This window comes from Ensifer sp. ENS10 (assembly GCF_014852025.1).
Lineage (GTDB): Bacteria > Pseudomonadota > Alphaproteobacteria > Rhizobiales > Rhizobiaceae > Ensifer.
In genome coordinates this window covers 230,647-249,445 of sequence record NZ_JACVAS010000010.1, presented here as the reverse complement: position 1 = coordinate 249,445, position 18,799 = coordinate 230,647, and the positions used below count along the sequence as shown (strand labels likewise).

The 18,799-nt window shown below is 61.8% G+C and carries 17 protein-coding genes; 7 read left to right on the top strand and 10 right to left on the bottom strand.

Annotation, left to right across the window (positions count from 1 at the left end; genetic code table 11):
- Positions 1–180: 180 nt before the first annotated feature.
- The gene (locus IB265_RS28840) at positions 181–1,149 is read left to right on the top strand and encodes a DUF808 domain-containing protein (RefSeq protein WP_192495521.1); all 969 of its coding nucleotides are present in this window, start codon (positions 181–183) and stop codon (positions 1,147–1,149) included.
- A 76-nt stretch (positions 1,150–1,225) separates the two neighbouring features.
- On the opposite strand, the gene speB is transcribed toward IB265_RS28840, so the two are convergent.
- Positions 1,226–2,179: an agmatinase gene (speB, locus tag IB265_RS28835; RefSeq protein ID WP_192495520.1), complete on the bottom strand. Its 954-nt coding sequence runs from the start codon at positions 2,177–2,179 to the stop codon at positions 1,226–1,228.
- 241 nt (positions 2,180–2,420) lie between these two features.
- Here speB and IB265_RS28830 point away from each other — a divergent pair, with 241 nt between their 5' ends.
- The 4 genes from IB265_RS28830 to IB265_RS28815 are packed head-to-tail and all read left to right on the top strand — an operon-like array spanning position 2,421 to position 6,342.
- Positions 2,421–3,527 carry an extracellular solute-binding protein gene (locus IB265_RS28830; protein WP_192495519.1) on the top strand — a complete coding sequence of 369 codons (1,107 nt, stop codon included), beginning with the start codon at positions 2,421–2,423 and terminating at the stop codon, positions 3,525–3,527.
- A gap of 30 nt (positions 3,528–3,557) precedes the next feature.
- Complete coding sequence (locus tag IB265_RS28825) at positions 3,558–4,625, top strand: ABC transporter ATP-binding protein (RefSeq protein ID WP_057255394.1); 1,068 nt, start codon at positions 3,558–3,560, stop codon at positions 4,623–4,625.
- Between the two features lie 9 nt (positions 4,626–4,634).
- Positions 4,635–5,537 (top strand): ABC transporter permease subunit, encoded by a 903-nt coding sequence (locus IB265_RS28820; protein WP_057255393.1) that lies wholly within the window; start codon positions 4,635–4,637, stop codon positions 5,535–5,537.
- Between the two features lie 10 nt (positions 5,538–5,547).
- Positions 5,548–6,342, top strand: coding sequence for an ABC transporter permease (locus IB265_RS28815; protein WP_057255392.1), 795 nt, complete (start codon positions 5,548–5,550; stop codon positions 6,340–6,342).
- A gap of 60 nt (positions 6,343–6,402) precedes the next feature.
- On the opposite strand, the gene IB265_RS28810 is transcribed toward IB265_RS28815, so the two are convergent.
- Positions 6,403–7,287 (bottom strand): helix-turn-helix transcriptional regulator, encoded by an 885-nt coding sequence (locus IB265_RS28810; RefSeq protein WP_057255391.1) that lies wholly within the window; start codon positions 7,285–7,287, stop codon positions 6,403–6,405.
- A gap of 385 nt (positions 7,288–7,672) precedes the next feature.
- Here IB265_RS28810 and IB265_RS28805 point away from each other — a divergent pair, with 385 nt between their 5' ends.
- Positions 7,673–8,050: a cupin domain-containing protein gene (locus IB265_RS28805; protein ID WP_057255390.1), complete on the top strand. Its 378-nt coding sequence runs from the start codon at positions 7,673–7,675 to the stop codon at positions 8,048–8,050.
- Between the two features lie 14 nt (positions 8,051–8,064).
- Positions 8,065–9,459: an FAD-binding oxidoreductase gene (locus IB265_RS28800; RefSeq protein ID WP_057255389.1), complete on the top strand. Its 1,395-nt coding sequence runs from the start codon at positions 8,065–8,067 to the stop codon at positions 9,457–9,459.
- Positions 9,460–9,564: 105 nt separating this feature from the next.
- On the opposite strand, the gene IB265_RS28795 is transcribed toward IB265_RS28800, so the two are convergent.
- The 8 genes from IB265_RS28795 to IB265_RS28760 form a co-directional block, all read right to left on the bottom strand.
- Positions 9,565–10,503, bottom strand: a complete 939-nt coding sequence (locus IB265_RS28795; RefSeq protein ID WP_057255388.1) for a LysR family transcriptional regulator — start codon at positions 10,501–10,503, stop codon at positions 9,565–9,567.
- Between the two features lie 100 nt (positions 10,504–10,603).
- Positions 10,604–11,320, bottom strand: coding sequence for a GntR family transcriptional regulator (locus tag IB265_RS28790; RefSeq protein ID WP_057255550.1), 717 nt, complete (start codon positions 11,318–11,320; stop codon positions 10,604–10,606).
- A 107-nt stretch (positions 11,321–11,427) separates the two neighbouring features.
- Positions 11,428–12,600, bottom strand: a complete 1,173-nt coding sequence (locus tag IB265_RS28785; protein ID WP_112996434.1) for a serine hydrolase — start codon at positions 12,598–12,600, stop codon at positions 11,428–11,430.
- A gap of 139 nt (positions 12,601–12,739) precedes the next feature.
- Positions 12,740–13,774: an extracellular solute-binding protein gene (locus IB265_RS28780; protein ID WP_057255386.1), complete on the bottom strand. Its 1,035-nt coding sequence runs from the start codon at positions 13,772–13,774 to the stop codon at positions 12,740–12,742.
- A 19-nt stretch (positions 13,775–13,793) separates the two neighbouring features.
- Entirely contained in the window at positions 13,794–14,594 is an 801-nt protein-coding gene (locus tag IB265_RS28775; RefSeq protein WP_058330137.1) for an ABC transporter permease, read from the bottom strand.
- Positions 14,587–15,507 carry an ABC transporter permease gene (locus tag IB265_RS28770; RefSeq protein ID WP_057255385.1) on the bottom strand — a complete coding sequence of 307 codons (921 nt, stop codon included), beginning with the start codon at positions 15,505–15,507 and terminating at the stop codon, positions 14,587–14,589. The genes IB265_RS28775 and IB265_RS28770 overlap by 8 nt, the downstream gene beginning before the upstream one ends.
- Before the next feature lie 5 nt (positions 15,508–15,512).
- Positions 15,513–16,613 (bottom strand): ABC transporter ATP-binding protein, encoded by a 1,101-nt coding sequence (locus IB265_RS28765; RefSeq protein ID WP_058329973.1) that lies wholly within the window; start codon positions 16,611–16,613, stop codon positions 15,513–15,515.
- Between the two features lie 473 nt (positions 16,614–17,086).
- Entirely contained in the window at positions 17,087–18,790 is a 1,704-nt protein-coding gene (locus IB265_RS28760; RefSeq protein ID WP_112996435.1) for an amidohydrolase, read from the bottom strand.
- Between the last annotated feature and the right edge of the window lie 9 nt (positions 18,791–18,799).

Below are 18,799 nucleotides of genomic sequence, written 5' to 3'. Positions count from 1 at the left end.
ACACTCGTCAATGAAAGAATACGCTCGCACGTTCACGATTTGATAACCAACATTGAGCTCGCCGCGCGCGGCCGAACGCCTCCCAATGTCACCCGGCTGTCGTTGACTCGACACGCTATGGTGGTTACTGGCGCTTCTGGAGCCGCGTTTCTCGGATTCTTCTCAAGGGGTTAGCAACTTATGGCCACAGGTCTCATCGCCCTCCTCGACGACATCGCGGCCATTGCCAAGATGGCGGCCGCTTCGCTGGACGACGTCGCGGCCCAGACCGCGAAGGCCAGCGCCAAGGCAGCCGGCGTCGTGATCGACGACGCTGCGGTGACGCCGCGCTACGTGGTGGGGCTGACGCCTGAACGGGAACTGCCGATCATTGCGCGGATCGCCCTTGGTTCACTGAAGAACAAGTTGCTCTTCCTTTTGCCCGGCGCACTGCTGCTCGGCTATTTCGCGCCCTGGGCGATCACGCCGCTGCTGATGCTCGGCGGCATCTATCTCTGCTACGAGGGGGCCGAGAAGCTTTACGGCGCAATCTTTCCGCATGCGGCCCACGCGCACGAGGAAGCGGTTCTCGGGGAAAAGAGCGATCCGCTGGCGCTTGAAAACGAGAGGGTTGCCGGCGCCATCCGTACCGACTTCATTCTCTCGGCCGAGATCATGGCGCTGACCCTGTCGACCGTCGCCGATGCCGAGATCTACATGCAGGGCGCTGTACTCGCCGGCGTCGGCATCCTGATTACGCTCGCCGTCTATGGGGTCGTCGCGCTCATCGTCAAAGCCGACGATGCCGGCGTCGCGCTGGCGAAGAACCCGCTGTCCGCCGTACGCGTTTTCGGCCGCGGCCTCGTTCTCGGCATGCCCGCATTCCTGAAAGTTCTTGCTGCGATCGGCACTGCGGCCATGCTCTGGGTCGGCGGCAGCATCCTCGTGCATGGCATGGCGCAACTGGGCCAGGCCGGGCCGGAACACTTCATCCACGATGTCTCCGAAAGCGTTGCCCACACGCTGACGGTCGCCCCGGCGGTCGTCGGCTGGTTCACGACCTCGGCGCTCCAGGCCCTGCTTGCCATCGCCGTCGGCGCCGCAACCATCGTCGTCATGGGCAACGTCGTCGCGCCGATCTGGAGCCGCCTGCGGCCGGCAAAGAGCTAGATACTTTCGCAAACATGGATCGGGAAGGAGGCCGCCCGCGGCCTCCTGATAATTGATTTCCGATCTCTTCGGCGGCCTACCGCTTGTACTTCACGCCCGGCAGCACGCAGAGCATTTCGTAAAGCAGATTCGCCGCGGCGATCGCCGTGGTGCCGGTCGTATCGAAAGGCGGGCTGACCTCGACGAGATCGGCGCCGACGAGATTGAGACCGCGACAGCCGCGGATGATTTCGATCGCCTGAATGACCGTCAGGCCGCCGATCTCGGGCGTGCCGGTGCCCGGCGCATAGGCCGGGTCGAGGCTGTCGATATCGAAGGTCAGGTAGGTCTTGTGGTTGCCGATCTTGGCGCGAATGCCTTCGATCAGCGGCACGAGCGACTTGTGCCAGCATTCCTCGGCCGGCACGACGGTGAAGCCCTTGTCGCGCGACCAGTCGAAGTCATCGGACGCATAGCCGGTGCCGCGCAGACCGATCTGGAACACGAGATTGGGATTGAGGCAGCCATCCTCGAAAGCGCGCCGGAACGGCGTGCCATGCGCGATCTTTTCGCCGAACATCGTGTCGTTGATATCCGCGTGCGCGTCGACATGGATGAGAGCGACCGGACCGTGCTTCTCGGCAATCGCCTTCAGGATCGGATAGCTGATCGTGTGATCGCCGCCGAGCGTCAGCGGAATGCAGTCGTGCTTGAGGATCTCGCCGATGTTGCGGGTGATGATCTCCATGTTGGCCGGCAGGTTGAAGGTGTTGATGGCGATGTCGCCGATGTCCGCCACCTGCAGGCTTTCAAACGGCGCTGCACCGGTCGCCATGTTGTAGGGGCGGATCATCACGGATTCAGCGCGGATCTGCCGCGGCCCGTAGCGCGTTCCGGAACGGTTGGATGCGCCGATATCCATGGGAATGCCGACGAAACAGGCGTCGAGGCCCGCGGCCGACGCTGCCGCCGGCAGGCGCATCATCGTACCCGGACCGCCGAAGCGGGGCATGTCGTTGCCGCCGAGCGGCTGGTTGAATTTCTCTTCCATGGAAGCTCTCCCTTTTGATGTCGCCGGAACCTATCAGGCGCTGCTGGCCGAGAAATGCGGGATTGATCGAATGTTACTTCGATCGCGATCAAACCAACATGTCTGACAGAGCAAATCCAGGCGTCGACTGCCATGTACGACGGTGCCCCGCCTCCCGCACCTAGCCAAAGGGAGTGTTGCCCTCTTAGGACCCGCCAATCACTTTGGTGAAAACAAAAATACGATGTCCTTGGGAGGAACCATGCAAAACTTGACCCGCACCGCACTGCGCTCCATGTTTGCGGCATCGCTCGCCGCTATCGCGGTCTCAACGACCGCCCAGGCGCAGGACAAGCTGTTCATCTACAACTTCTCCGACTACTTCGCCGAAGACACGGTCTCGAACTTCCAGGCCCGCACCGGTGTCGAAACGCGGGTCGACTTCTACGATTCGCTCGAAGTGCTCGAAACCCGGCTGCTCGCCGGCGGCAGCGGCTTCGACGTCGCCTTTCCAAGCGCCACGGTCGGTGAACGCCTCATTCAATCCGGCGCGCTGAAGCCGATCGACGTCACGGCGCTCAAGAACTACGGCAATCTCGACAAGGACCTGCTGAAGCTCGTCACCGAGCATGACCCGGAGAACAAGTATCTGGTTCCTTACATGTGGCTGACGACGGGCGTCGCCTACAACGCCAAGCTCGTCGGCGAGCGCCTTCCCGATGCGCCGACGAACAGCCTCGACATGTTCTTCAAACCCGAGGTCGCCCAGAAATTCCAGGATTGCGGCATCGGCATCGTCGATGCGCCGAACGAAGTGATCCCGATCGCGCTCAACTATCTCGGCCTCGACCCATACTCCACCAAACAGGACGACCTCGACAAGGCGAAGGAGCTGCTGCTGAAGCTGCGTCCATTCATTCGCCATATGCAGAGCGGCCAGCTTGTGGCCGACATGGCGTCGGGCCAGCTCTGCCTGGCGCTGATGTGGAGCGGCGACGCCGGCATTGCCGCGGCCCGCGCCGAGGAAGCCGAGACCGGCGTCAAGGTCGACTATTCGATCCCGAAGGAAGGAACGATCATCTCTTTCGACACGATGGCGATCCCGGCCGATGCGCCGGATCCGGAGCAGGCGCTCTCCTTCATCGACTATATCCTCGAGCCGAAGACGGTTGCTGCGATCAGCAACCACGTCTTCTACGCTAACGCCAATGCCGCGGCGACCGCCGAGGTCGATGCCGGGATCCGCGACAACCCGAACATCTATCCTCCTGCCGAAGTCCGCTCCAAGCTCTTCGTCGACAAGTCGCTGCCACCGCGCCAGACGCGCGAGCGCACCCGCGTCTGGTCGGCTTTCAGGGCCGGCCAATAGCGCGCACCGTCAACAGCAGGACCAGACCCCGTGCAATCCTATATTTCGATCGAGAACCTGGCGAAGTCCTATGGCGTCGTCACGGCCGTCAACAACATCAGCCTGGGCATCGAGAAGGGCGAGTTCTTCTCGCTTCTTGGCCCCTCGGGCTGCGGAAAGTCGACGCTGCTCCGGATGATCGCCGGCTTCGAGACGCCGACATCCGGCGCCATCAAACTGGAAGGGGCCGATGTCACCGACGTGCCGGCGCATAAACGCCCGACCAACATGATGTTCCAGTCCTATGCGCTGTTCCCGCATCTGACGGTCGGCAAAAACATCGCCTTCGGATTGCAGCAGGATGGTCTTGCCAAGAGCGAGATCAGGAAGCGTATCGACGAGGTGGCGGAGAAGCTGCAGCTGACGGCGCTGCTCGACCGCAAGCCGGCGCAGCTTTCCGGCGGCCAGCGTCAGCGCGTGGCGCTCGCCCGTGCGCTGGTCAAACGGCCGAAGGTTCTGCTGCTCGACGAGCCGCTCGGGGCGCTCGACAAAAACCTGCGCACCGAAACGCAACTCGAACTCGTTCGCCTGCAACGGGAGCTCGGCCTCACCTTCATCATCGTCACCCACGATCAGCACGAGGCGATGACGGTCTCCACCCGCATCGCCATCATGAAGCAGGGGCAGGTGCTGCAGGTCGGCTCGCCTTCGGAAGTCTACGAAACGCCGCAGTCCCGCTATGTCGCCAAGTTCCTTGGCGAAACGAACGTGTTTGCCGGTAGCCGAGCGGATCGCAGTGGCAGCGAGCTGCAGATCGACAGCGACGAAGCCGGCGGCCGACTGCATGCGGCCTTTACCGACCGCGTCGCGCTCGATGCGCCGTTCTGGGTCTCGGTCCGCCCCGAGCGGGTGGAACTCGCGACTTCGGGCAGTGGTCTCGAAGGCACGGTTGAACAGCTCACCTATACCGGTGTCGAGCGGCACTACCGCGTCCGGCTGAAGTCTGGTGCGACGCTCGACGCACGCCGGGTCAATCTCGGAGCCGAGAGCGATCTCGGCGTCGGCGATCGGGTGTTTGCGAGCTGGTCGCCGCAGGCAAGCCGGCTCTTGGCCGAATAGGAGGTTCCCATGCTCACGGCAGCGACACCTTCCACAAAGACGAACTGGGGCAAGCGTCTTCTGATCGCCATCCCCTATGCCTGGCTTCTGGTGCTCTTCCTGGCACCCTTCGCGCTGGTTGCGGGCATCAGCCTCTCGACCGTGCGGCTCGGCATGCCGCCCTTCGAGCCGCTGACGGCATGGGACGGCTCGATCCTGAACCTCCGCCTCAACTTCGAGAACTTCCTCTATGTTCTCACCGACGACACCTATCTTCTGGCCTATCTGACGAGCCTCAAGGTTGCGGCGATTTCGACCGCCGCCATGCTCTTCATCGCCTATCCGCTCGCCTATGGCATTGCGTCCTGTTCGCCATCCTCCCGCTCTCTCCTGGTCTTCCTGGTGATCGTTCCGTTCTGGAGCTCGATGCTGATCCGAGTCTATTCCTGGATGAGCATCCTCAGGAACGACGGTCTCCTGAACGCGTTGCTTTTGAAGGTCGGCCTGATCAGCGAACCGCTGCGCATCCTCAACACCGAGACGGCGATCTATATCGGCATCATCTACACCTACCTGCCCTTCATGGTGCTTCCGATCTACTCAACTTTGAGCAGCGCGGACCGCACCCTGATCGAGGCGGCGCGCGATCTCGGCTGCTCCCGCATCTCGGCCTTCTGGCGGGTCACCTTCCCCTTGAGCCTGCCCGGTGTCTTGGCCGGCTGCGCGCTGGTCTTCATCCCCGTCGTCGGCGAGTTCGTCATCCCGGATCTCTTAGGTGGCGCCGATACCCAGATGATCGGCCGCGCCATCTGGCTCGAATTCTTCAACAATCGCGACTGGCCGATGGCCGCCGCCGTGACGATCGTGCTCCTCGCGTTGCTGGTCGTGCCGATCGTCTATTTCCAATCGCGCCAGTCGCGCGAACGAACCTGAGGAGCTGGCCATGACAAAACCAAGCTGGTTCAATCGGCTCTCGATCCTGTTCGGCCTCGCCTTCCTCTATCTGCCGATCGTCGTTCTCGTCATCTACAGCTTCAACGGCTCGAAGCTCGTGACGGTCTGGGGCGGCTTCTCGACTCAATGGTATGCAACCGTTCTCAACAACCCCTCGATCATTGAAGGTGCGAAAGTCAGCTTCCTGGTCGCTGCGGTCTCGGCAACGGCAGCAACCATTCTCGGGACGCTCGCGGCCGTTGTGATGGTGCGGCTGCGTCGTTTCCGCGGCCGGGCACTGTTCAACGGCATGCTGCTTGCGCCCATGGTCATGCCGGAAGTGGTGATGGCCGTCTCGATGCTCTTGATGTTCGTAACGCTCGGGATTGATCGCGGGCCGCTCACCATCACGCTGGCGCACACGACCTTCACGCTCTGCTTTGCGACCGTCGTGCTGCAATCGCGGCTGGTCGAGCTCGACCCGTCGCTGGAAGAAGCGGCCCGCGATCTCGGCTGCCCGCCGGCCAAAGCATTCGTCAGCGTTGCCTTACCGAACATGGTCCCGGCAATCGTCTCCGCCTGGCTACTGTCCTTCACCCTGTCGCTGGATGATCTGGTCATCTCAAGCTTCACGACCGGCCCGGGCGCATCGACCCTGCCGATGAAGATCTATTCGCAAATCAAGTTCGGCGTGACGCCGGAAATCAATGCGATCTCGACGATCATTCTCGGCATCGTGGTTTTGGGACTGGTGGCCGCACAACTGGTCTCGCGACGCTCGGAACAGCGAGCCACCACAGCCTGACCAGAAAGGGCAATTCCAGGAAACGTCTCTCCTGGAATTGCGCCGTTTCAACGCCTTGGATCAGTGTGGCAGAAGCGCGCCACCCGGCGCGAGATAGGTCGCCAGCGGATCTTCGAAGGCATTGCTCGCCGACGATACCGCATCGATGAATAGCGAGAACAGCGCGGTTTGCGAGCTGATGTCGAGCTTGGCATAGAGGTTGCGGCGGTGCAGCTTGACGGTCGCCGGTGAGATGCCGAGCTTTTCAGCGGCCCCCTTGACCGAATATCCGCGCAGGATCATCTGCGCGACCTGGCATTCGCGATCGGTGAGCAGGCTGCGGCCAAAGTTCCGGATTGCCTGCGCCAATGCGCTCTGGAGCGGCGAGCCGTCATCGCCGAGGCTCTCGGGCCTGAGGTCGCGATAATGCCGGAGCACGGCCATGCTGAGCAGCGGCGCCGCGCTCTGCAGGAAATCCTGGTCTTCTCCGCTGAAGGCCGCGTGGGAGTGGCGTCGCGCCAGCGAGATCGCGATCTTCGTGTCGGCATCGATTCCGATGAAGACGTTGAATTCGTCGTGCAGGCCCGAGTGGCGGTAGTAGTCGCGGTAATATTGCGACCGGTCGAAGGACGGATCGATCTGCCTCAGGCGATAAAGACCATCGTCGCCGTTGTCGAGCGCCAGCCGGTAGAACGGGTCGAGCCGATACGGGCCCTGCAGGTAGGCTCGAATATCGGACAGGCCCCTGTCCGTACGCCAGTCGTTGAACAGGATCTTCGGCGCTGCGTTTCGCCGATACAGGAGCATCAGACCGGCATCGATTGCGATGTGTCGCTTGAGCGACTGCGCCAGACGATCCTGGAAATCCGAACGGCCGACCCCCTCCATCAGAGATAGCGCCAGATCACCCACACCGGGCACCCGCTGCGTCGCCGCGCAGACTTTGACGATCGTATCGTTGTTCATGTTGTTCTCCTCCAGGCGCAGATTAGGCGAAGGTTTAGTGCGTCGCAAGTAACGGATTTTCACTACGGGAAATCCAAAACTATCATTTGAGCAACCAAAACAACGACATCGGCAGCGAAAGCCAGGCTCCGCAAGGGCTGACGCCGCCCCTGAGCCGGGCTCTCGTCCTCCAAACCTAGCCCTAAGGCGTATTCCGGACATTGACCCGGGCGCCTAGAAAAATGGGGCAAGCCCCATAGTAGATCGGCGGCACGCAAGACGGCATGTGACTGTCGAGACGACACATTGGTCTCAGGCACCAGGCTGCTTTGCGCGAAAATAAAGCAACGAAACCTTGAAGGGCGGCCGATGTACTTGCCGCTCGTCTTTCTGAACTGGAGTGAACATGTCGAAGGTCATCAAACTCGGGCGCAACGGTGTCGGCCTGCGCGAGCTTGAAAAATGCAGCGTCGTCCCGCCGGAGGCGATCCTGTCCGGTTTTGCAGACGAACTCGGCGATGTTCATTTCGAAAGCCCCGACAAAGCCGTCGTGATCGGCACCTGGCAGTCGACGCCCTACGCGGAAATGCTCTCCTACCCCGATGGCAGCGAATACAGTGTGATCCTCTCGGGCAAGGTCGCAATCACCAACCCGGACGGTTCCATCGAGACCTTCGAGGCCGGCGAAAGCTATGTCCTGCCTGCCGGCGTCGAGGTGCGTTTCGAAGTGCTCGAGACGATGCGCAAGGTCTACGTCCTCTACACCGCACCAGCCGCGAAGTGATGTGAGGCGTCTCCATGACCAAGGTAAGAAGCAAAGCCCTTGCAGATGTGACGATGACGCCCTTCTGGCTCGACCGGCCGGACGCGCCCGAGCCGCGAGAGCGACTGACGCGCCATCTGAAGGCTGACCTGCTCGTCGTCGGCGGCGGCTTTACCGGGTTGTGGGGAGCCATCCAGGCGAAACAGCGCCAGCCCGAAATCGACGTCGTGCTGATCGAAAAGGGTTCGGTCGCCAACGGCGCTTCGGGCCGGCCGGGCGGCGTCGTCTCGACGTCGGTCATGCACGGACTTTCGAATGCCGTGCGCATCTTCCCCAAGGACATCGCCGCGCTCGAGCGGCTTGGCCAGGAAAACATGCACGGCTTCCTGCAGACCCTCGAGGAACACGCCGTCGACTGTCACGCCGAATGGGGTGGAGAGCTGACAGTAGCCGTCGACGATGCCCATATCGAAGCGCTGCACGAAGAGCACGAACTCCATCTCAAATATGGCCACCAGGCCGTCTTCCTCGACCAGGGCGCCGTCCGCAGCGAAATCAATTCGCCACGCTACAAGGCCGGTGTCTGGTCGAAGCACATCTGCGGCACGGTGCATCCGGCGCTGCTTGCCTTCGGGCTGAAGCGGGTTGCGCTCACCCTCGGCGTTGAGATCTTCGAGAACACCGAACTGACCGGCCTTGAAGATCTTGGCGACCGGATGAAGGCTACGACGCCTTCGGGCAGCGTCACCGCGCCCAAGGTTCTTCTCGCCACCAATGCCTTTGCCTCGGGCCACAAAAAGATCAAGCACCGGGTCGTCGCCGTTCGCGACCGGGTGCTGGCAACGGAGCCCCTGTCAGCAGAGCGTATGGCGTCGATCGGCTGGAGCCACCGTCAGGGCGTCTACGACACCCGCACGCAGATGAACTACATGCGGCTCACCAAGGACAACCGGATCATCTTCGGCGGTCGTCTGGCTTACGCCTTTGCCGGCAACCCCTTCCCTTCGGTCGACAAGGAACTCGAAACCTACAAGCCCCTGGCATCCGCCTTCTTCGACACGTTCCCGCAGCTCGAAGGCCTGCGCTTCACCCATGCCTGGAGCGGGCCGATCGATCTCAGTACCCGCATGGCGGTGCACTTCCAGCGCTACTACGGCGAGAAGGTCGTCTATGCAGGCGGCTATTCCGGTTTCGGCGTTTCGGCCTCCCGCTTCGGCGCGCGTATCGCGCTCGACATTCTCGACGGTTCGAAGACGCCGGAGAGCCGGCTGGATTTCGCCACCAGCCTGCCGAACGCTATTCCGCCGGAACCGTTCCGCTGGCTCGGTGCGCAGGTCACCATGTATGCGCTCGATACGGCGGACAAGTCCGGCGGCTGGCGCAAGCCCTGGCTGAAAATGGTTTCGGCGATGGGTTTCCCTCTAAGCTGACGCCTCTCGCCAAAAGGCACCTATCGTTTGACAAAGGCAGAGCCGAGATACCGGCCCTGCCTTTGTTTTCGCGAGCTGGCACTGGGCCGGTCAGGATTGAAGGGCTTATCGACCTGCACGCAAACGAGACGCGCCTCGTCCGGTCTGCGAAACGCCGAATTCACTAACGAGCAGCTTCACGAAAAACGGGATCAGACCCGACTTTGCACGCGTCTTGTCGAAGGCCGCCTGGAACGGCGCCTTGTAGCTGAAGAGATCCGGGCGGATCGGCCGCAGCAAACCCTCGTTCACATAACGGCTGGCGAAATGGTCGGGCAGATAGCCGAGGTAGCGACCGGAGAGGATCAGCCGCGCCTCTGCTTCCATGTCGCTGACCGTCGCGCGCGGATTGGCGATCGAGAAAATCTTGAGGTCACGGGCGTTCCAGTAGGAGCGGCCGATCAGATTGTAGGACCGGATATCGTCGATCTCGATCTCGCTGTCGTCACGGGAAAACAACGGGTGCTCCGCGCCGCAATAGAAGCGTTGCGTCTCCTCGTAGAGATCGACATATTCCAGCCCCAGCGTCGTGCGCGGAAAACTGGCGATCGCGATGTGGAGCTCTCCTGTTATCACATCGCGCAGCAGTTCATGCGGCGGCCGCGTGACGATCGAAAGCGCCACTTCCGGTGCCTCGTCCGTCATCCGGGCAAAGACGCGGTTGAGACGGGAAGACGGGTCAGACAGCGTGTTGTCGATGAGGCCGACGGAGAGCGTACCGTTCAACTGATGCTGCAACCCCTTCATGCGGATGTCGAACTGGTCGATCGAGCCGAAGAGGCGCTTGGCCTCCTCGTAGACGGCGCGCCCTTCTTCCGTGAGGCGAAAGCCGGACCGGCCGCGCTGGCAGAGCGTTAGGCCGAGCCGGCTCTCCAGCGCGGAGATATGGTTGGAAATCGTCGAGAGCGAGAGATTGAGCTCTCCCTGCGCAGCCGCAAAACCGCCCGCCTCCACGATCGTGACGTAGATGCGCAGCAGCCTCACATCCAACGAGTCCAAAGCCATGCAAGGTCCGCCCTTACCTTGATAAAGATCCAAGTGAAGCGCGATTATTATGCATTTTCATGCACTAAGCTAGGGCAGGCGTGAACGAAATCCAGTCCGTTTATGTGGCCGGCCGTACGTCCTCGTCCGAGAGGAACCTCGCGTATTTGAGCATGTAGTCTGCGGCATCGCGGATATCGTGGGCAACGGCCTCGCGTGCCCGCTGCGGGTCTTTCGCCTCGAGAGCCGCTACGATCTTGTCGTGAAAATCGACGTCCAGCACTTCGGTCGCGGTAAACGGCGTTCCCTCGACGAGCTTGCGCAAAAACGGTCCCGCCTGGAGCCAGAGCATTTCGATGATGTAGATCAGGTGCTCGTTGCCGCAGTGGCGGTAGATCGAGAACTTGAAGTCGAAGTTCGCCTGCAGATAGCGGTCGATGTCACCCGCCTTCGCCGCTGCAGTACGCTGATTGCAGTGGTGGCGCACGGTGCGCAGGTTGTTGCCGTTGAGGCGGCTCGCCGCGAGTTCCGTTGCCGTGCCTTCGATGGCGATGCGCGCCTCCGTCAGGCTGACGAAGGATTTGACGGTCAAGAGCGGCACCTCGACGCTGCCGTTCGGCAGAAGTTCGAGGCCCTTCAATGCCTGCAGCCGCTGAAAGGCGGTGCGCACCGGCATCGGGCTCGTCCCGAACTGCTCGGCAACCTTGCGATAGGTGAGCTTCTGGCCCGGTTCGAAATGCCCGGCCATCAACGCCTGCACGATCTGCTGATAGACCTGCTCATACATCGGAACCGGTGTTTCGATGCTGGTGATTTTTGGTGTCTTCTTCGTCGCCATGCTCGAAACCTGGGGCTGCATTGGGAGCGCAGCGCTAAAAGAGAGAGTTTATCTTGGTAGGAGATTCCGCGACATCAGCGCAAGACCTTCCGGATGCTCGAGGCGCGTCAGAGCAGCTTTCCCAAAGCCTTCATGAACGCGATGTTGTCGTAGTCAAATGCCTCCATCACCGGATCCGGCTGGCACGACATTCTGACAACGACCAGTTCGTTTTTGGGATCAACGAAGAGCCATTGGCCATGGATGCCGATGCCGCAGAAGCTGCCCTCGCCGGTCTGATACCATTTGTTGCGGTAGCGCCCCTTCGGGAACAGCGGCGCAAAATCGCTGCGTTGCCACGCCTCATGGCTGCCCTTGGTGAGCGTGTCTTCGACCCAGCTTTCCGAAACGACGCGCCGACCGCGCGCCATGCCGCCGTTGCGCATCATCTCGCCGACGCGCGCAAGATCCCGTGGCGTCAGGGATATTCCAGCCGAAGCGCGACTGGTTCCCTCGCGATCGACCGTGATCGCGATTTCGCCGGTGGTGCCAAGCGGCGTCCAAAGCTTTTCCCGCATCAGATCGGCGATGCGCCTGCCGGACACGCGCTCGAGCAGGATGCCGAGCAGGTCGGTGTTGGGCGAGCGATAGCGGAAAACCTCGCCGTGCGGCGTCGGCAGCCGCTTCAGCGTGCAGAGGAATTCGAACAGCCCCTCGTCGCCGCCACCAGGGTTCCAGAGCATCGCGCGCCTGTAGCGGCCGAAAGCGCTTTCCGGATCGAGATAGGCTTCCTCGATGTCGAGACTGACCGTCATGTCGAGCACATGCCGGACGGTGGCATCCGCATAGGCCGAGCCCGCGGTTTCCGGAAGGTAGTCGATAATGGGTGCGTTCGGGTCCAGCAGGCCCTCGTCCTCAAGGATGCCGGCGACGATCGCGACCATCGACTTGCTGATGGAAAAGGCGATGTGCTTCTCGCCGAAGTTCATGGTCGGCGCCACCCAGTCGCCGATGAATTTGCCGCGCTTCATGATCGTCAGCGCGTCCGCATAGGAGCCGTCAAGAAAGTCGCCGATCCGCTTCTCGCCACTTGGCAGCGACACCGTCTCCGAAAGCAGCCACGACAAATCACGCAGCTCTTCCGTGGGAGCGGTAGAGGCGGCCACGACCGGGGCGCTCGGCACCAGCTCGCCGACGTTCTGGAACGCCCAACGGCTGAAGGGCGCCGTGCGCCAATTGGCGAGCGTTACCTGGTCGCGGCGGAAGCCGTATCTTTCGCTGAACGCGGTCTTGCCGGTCATGGATATGTCCTTTCTTGAATGGATCGACGCAGCGCACGGCACCTGCACCGGACGAACCGTCAGGCGGGAGCGATGGCGGCGCTGGCGAGCAGCGCCGGCGACAGGGCCGCCGGCACTGAAATCAGAGGCTGAAGCGCGCCTACTTGCGAAGATCGGTCCAGATCCGCTTGTAGAGGTCTTGCGCCTCCGGCGAGCAGAGGCGCTGCAATTGCCCACCTTCCCGGCGCTCCGCCGGGATCACGATTTCCGGCGCGTTCTTCATGGTGTCGGGCATGAACTTTTCGGAGCCTGCGATGCCGTTGGCATAGCCATGGAAGGCCGAGTTCATCGCGGCGTTCTCGGGATCCATGACGAAGTTGATGAACAGCTTGGCGTTGTCGACGTTTTTGGCGTCCTTCAGCACCGCCGCGTTGTCACTCCAGACACCGTAGCCTTCCCTGGGGTAGTGGAAGCTGATCGCCGGGTTTTTCATCCGCGCGCGGAAGCCGGCGCCGTTCCAGGCAAGGGTGGCCTTGAAGTCGCCGGCCGCCATTTTCTCGATGGTGTTGTATTCCATGGCGATCCAGTCCGCCTTGGCATTGACAAGCACATCGCGGACCTTCTTCAGCACCGCCTTGTCGGCCGTGCACTGTTCGCCGCCGACATACTGGATGGCGGCAGCCATCACGTCGTTCAGCTCCGGCACGACATTGACCTTGCCCTTCAGTTCTTCCGGCGGATTGAAGACGATGCTCCAGCTGTCGGCATCGCCCTTGTAGGCGTCACCATTGACCACGACGCCGGTGGTGCCGACGGCCCACGGAACCGTATATTTACGGCCGGGGTCGAAGTCGGCATTCACCCATTCGGGCGCAACGTTCTTGAAGTTCTCCATCTGGCCTGGGTCGAGCTCCATCAAGAGCCCTTCCTTCACCCAGATCGGCACATAGACCTGGTTGACGACGACGACGTCATAGCCGGAGCCGCCCTGCCTTGCCTTGGCAAGCGCGGTGTCACTCGAGTCATAGTCGGTGACGGTGACCTTGACGTCGAACGCCTGCTCGAACTTCTTGACCATCTCCGGGCTGGTGTAGTTGCCCCAGTTGTAGATGTTCAGTTCGCCTTCGGCATGCGCAATGCCCGTCGAGGCGATGAGTGCGGCAAGCAGAAGGGTCATGCGGTTTGCACGTATCATTTGGTTCCTCCCATTTTGATCAGGTGCGTTTTCGGCTGACGACGAAAAACAGCGTGACGATGACGACCGACAGCAGCAGGAAGGCCGTCGAAATCGCATTCATTTCAGGCGTGATGCCGCGGCGGATCTGGCCGAGCATGTAGGTGGGCAGCGTGTCCTGGCCGCCGGACTTCACGAATTCGGTGATGACGACGTCGTCGAGCGAGAGCACGAAGGCGAGCATGAAGGCGCCGAGGATGCCCGGCCAGAGCAGGGGCAGCGTCACCCGGCGGAACGTGTAGAGCGGCTTGGCGTAGAGATCGGCCGCCGCCCGCTCGAGGCTCAGATCCATGTTCTCGAGCCGGGCACGGATCGGCAGATAGGCAAAGGGGATGCAGAACGCCGTATGTGCGGCGATCAGGTAGCCGAGCCCGGAATAGCCGGTGACGGCCTTCAGTTGCGCGACGATGATGAGCAACGCAACCGCCGTGACGATTTCCGGAACCATCAGAGGCTGGTTGATGAAGGCATAGATGAAGGTCTGACCCCGGTAGCGCCGCGTCCGCGTCGTCGCCAGCGCCGCCATGGTGGCGAAGACGGTGGCCAAAGTCGCCGCGACAGTCGCGATCTGGAAGGAGCGGACCGACGCGTCGATGACGTCGCTGTTCGTCAGGGCGACCTCAAACCAGTGCAGCGAGAAGCCACCCCAGGCCGCCACCGAAGGCGCGCTGTTGAAGGCGTAGACCACCAAGGTGACGACCGGCAGGTAGAGCAGCGCAAAGCAGGCGATTGCAATGGCCGTGAAGCCGGGCTGATGGCGGACGGAAAAGCCCTTACGCATGGCGTTCATCCTTCGCCGAGTTATTGCGCACGTAGACGAGCAGCGCCGCCATCACGATGATCATCACGGTAATCGAAAGCGCCGAGCCGAGCGGCCAGTTCCGCCCCTGGCCGAACTGCAGTTCGATCAGGTTGGAGAACATCATGTTCTTGCCGCCGCCGAGAACGCTCGGCGAAACGAAGGCGCCGATCGCCGGGATGAAGACGAGGATCGAGCCGGCGATGATGCCCGGCTTGGCGAGCGGCAGGATGATCTTGCGCAACACGCGCCAGCGTGTGGCGTAGAGATCGTAGCCCGCTTCGACCAGGCGGAAATCGAGCCGCTCGAGGCTGGCATAGATCGGCAGCACCATCAGCGGCAGGTAGACATAGACCATGCCGATCAGGATGGCCGTGTCGGTGAAGAGGATCTGGATGGGTTCCTGGATCATGCCGAGCTTGATCAGAGCCGTATTCAGGATGCCTTCGTTGCGGATGATCTGCAGGATCGCGAGCGTCCGGATCAGAAGGTTGGTCCAGAACGGAATGGTGATCAGGAACTGCCAGAGATCGCGGCTTCGCTCGTTGCGCGTCGCCATGAAATAGGCGGTCGGAAAGCCGAAGAAGAGCGTTGCCACCGTCGTGATCAAGGCGAGCTTCACCGAGCGCCAGAAGATATCGACATGGGCGGTCGCGAGCGACAACGTGTCATCGAAGATGTCGCGCTCGAAGAACACGCCGATCCAGGCGTCGGGTGAGAACTGCCATTTGACGTCGCCGTAATCGCCCGGCGTCAGGAACGAATAGGCGAGCACGATGAACAGCGGGCCGATGGCCGCGAGAAAGATCGTCAGCAATGCGGGCGAGGCAAGAAGCCAGCGTCTGCGCGCGTCGACGGCTTCCAGTTTCGTCGTGAGATCGTTGGCGCTGGTCATGGGTCTCAAGCCCTCACGACCTGTGCTGCTCCCTCGGCAATCGCCACGGCCACCGCTTGGCCCGCCTCGACAGCGCTGCCTGAAACGGAACCGTTCTGTTGCCGCACCGTAAAGGCTTCTCCACCACTCAGGCGCAGATGGAGATGCGTATCGGTGCCGAAATAAACGACCTTCTCGACTATGCCCCTAAGATCACCTGAGCCTTCGACGACGCTGGCGTGCTCGGGCCGGACGATGAAGGTCACGTCGCCGGATGCCGGCGCGTCCGACGCAGCGTTGACGACGACCGATTGGCCGGATTTCAACGTAACCTTTGCCTTACCGTTGGCGACACCGTGAAGCGCTCCGGTGAGGAAGTTCGTCTCGCCGATGAAGCTTGCGACGAAGCGATCCGCCGGCCTGTTGTAGATCTCGCGCGGGGTGCCGATCTGCAGGATGCGACCGGCCGACATCACCGCGATGCGATCGGACATGGTCAGCGCCTCCTCCTGGTCGTGGGTGACAAAGATGAAGGTGATGCCGGTCTCGTACTGCAACCGCTTCAACTCGGACTGCATCTCCTTGCGCAGCTTGTAGTCCAGCGCCGATAGCGGCTCGTCGAGCAGCAGCACCTTCGGCTGCGGCGCCAGCGCCCTTGCCAGCGCGACACGCTGCTGCTGGCCGCCCGACATCTGGTTTGTGCGGCGCCCGGCCAGATGCTCCAGTTGCACGAGCCGCAGCATTTCCGCCACCCGCGCCTTGACCTCGGTGCGGGGCTTGCCGAGCGCTTCCAGGCCGAAAGCCACGTTCTCGGCCACCGTCATATGCGGAAACAGCGCATAGTTCTGGAAGACGGTGTTTACCGGCCGCTGGAATGGCGGCAGGCTGGTGATATCCGAACCATTGAGCAGGATTTCGCCGCTCGTCGGATAGTCGAAACCGGCGATCATGCGCAGCAGCGTCGTCTTGCCGCAGCCGGATGGACCGAGAAGCGTGAAGAACTCGTTTTCCCGAACCGAGACGGTTGCGTTGTCGAGCGCGACGAAGGCGCTCTCCCCCGCCCCGTAGGCTTTGCGTACGGCGCGGATATCGACCGCACAGTCATCGGATATCGTGGTGTTTTTCATGTTTCCTCCCGACGAAGTCGAGCGCTCGCCGCAGCATGGCGATGCCGCAACCACGTCCGTCCTCCGACATTTTTTTGGAACGTATAGTGTGATCTCAGATCACGCAATAGGAATTATATTTGCGAGTGCTGAATTTTGGTTGCGAAGCGAAACAAGAGACGATTTATGATTTAAAATCAATATTATGGAGCAACACGCCATAAGCACGCGACTGCGTGAAAAGATCCGTAATCGACACCGAAAGGCCCCGAAAACTCGTTTTCGTGGGAGCCGGTAATCGGATCAGAAAAGGGAGGCGGCGTGGCCGGAAGGAAGGGCAGGCTCCCTCAAAACACGGCATGGACCGGCACCGTTCATGCCAAATCGGCCGGCGCCACAGGCACCGGCCGATAGTGATCTAGATTACCGGAAGACAGGCAGTTGTCGCTTCCCGTAGGCGATCGACAATGGCAATGGGTTCCTCCGCTCGAGACTTACGGCTGGCGATAGACCTCGCTTCCGGCGAGATAGGTCGCCTCAACCTTGCGCTCCCGGATGGAACGATCGAGCGGATCCGGTAGCGTGCCGTCGATCACCACGAAATCCGCCCATTTGCCGACACTGATCGAGCCGATCTGAGCGCCCCAGGGCGTCATGTCGGCACCGGCTTGCGTGAGGCCGTGCAGCGCCTGGTCGAAGCTGACAGCCTGTTCCGGGTGCCACGGACCATCACCGAGCCCGAACGGGCTCTCGCGGAAGACGGCGTCGTTGATCTGGGTCAGAGGGCTCAAGGGCGAGGTCGGCCAGTCCGAGCCGAACACCAGCGGCACACCGGCGTCGAGCATCGAATGCCAGACATAGGCCCGCGGCTCGCGTTCGGTACCGATGCGCTCGGTGATGTATTTGCCGATCGTGCCGGTCGCATGGTTCGGCTGCATCGAGGCAACGACGCCCAGCTCCTTGAAGCGCTGGATGTCCTTGGTCTCGACGACCTCGATATGTTCGATGCGGTTCGGCTGCGGTCGCGGCACGGAGGCTTCGGCAAAGGCATCGAGCACGAGGCTGACGCCACCGTCGCCGATCGCATGCACCGCCGTCGGGAAGCCGTTTTCGTTGGAGGCCTTGATCGCGGCTGCAAGCTGCTCCTTGGTTTCGAACGGCTTGCCCTTCCAGCCGTGCTGGTCGGAATAGTCCTCATGCATGTAGGCGGTACGCGTCGAGAGCACGCCGTCGATCACCGACTTGGTGTAACCGAGCTTGAGCATCGGCCCCTTCTTCTCCTGCTCGCCGGAATCCGCGGCGACCTTGTCGACCTCGTCGCGATCCTTCACGGCGGCGGCGATCTTCTTCGGGTCACCCTCGAAGAAGCCGTACCAGACGCGAAGCGGCATCTTCTTTTCGGCGAGGATCGCGGCATAGTCGTGCACGGCGGCGAGATCGGACATGTCGTTGACGCCGGTGATGCCGAGGCTGTTGGCAAATTTCATCGTCTGCAGCAGGGCCCCGCGCCGTTCCGCATCGGCGACCGCCGGCCGATGTTTCTCGACGAGGTCGCCAGCGCTCTCGAGCAGAATGCCGCTCGGCTCGCCCTTGTCGTTGAGCACGACTTCGCCGCCCTCCTCGACCTTGGACGTCGCGGTCACGCCGCCCACTTCGAGCGCCTTGGAATTGACCCAGTAGGAATGGAAATCGATGTCGCGCAGGATGACGACGCGATCCGGCACCACGGCATCGAGATCCTCCTTGGTCGGTAGCTTGCCTTCGCCGAGCGTGTAATCCCAACCGCCGCCCATCAGCCAGACGCCCTTGGGCAGGCGCGCATCGGCTTCCTTGATCTTTTCGAGCCAGGTCTTCTTGTCCGGAATGTAGGAGAGATCGACACCGGTCACCATGTCCATGCCGGACGTGAGATGCGTATGGCCGTCGATGAAGCCCGGGGTGACGGTCTTGCCGCCGGCGTCAATCACCTTTGTTTCGGCGTCGGCCAGCCCCTTGATCTCGTCATTGCTGCCGATCGCAGTGAACTTGCCGTTCTCGACCGCGAAGGCCTGAGCCTTGGGCGTACTCTGATCGACCGTGCGCACGTCGCCGTTCAGCACGATCAGATCCGGCGCCGCCCAAACCGGCTGCGCTGCGCAAACCATGATCGCCAGGACCGAGGTCGCGCTCAGCGCCCGGGTTACTGCTGCCAATGTCATGAAATTCTC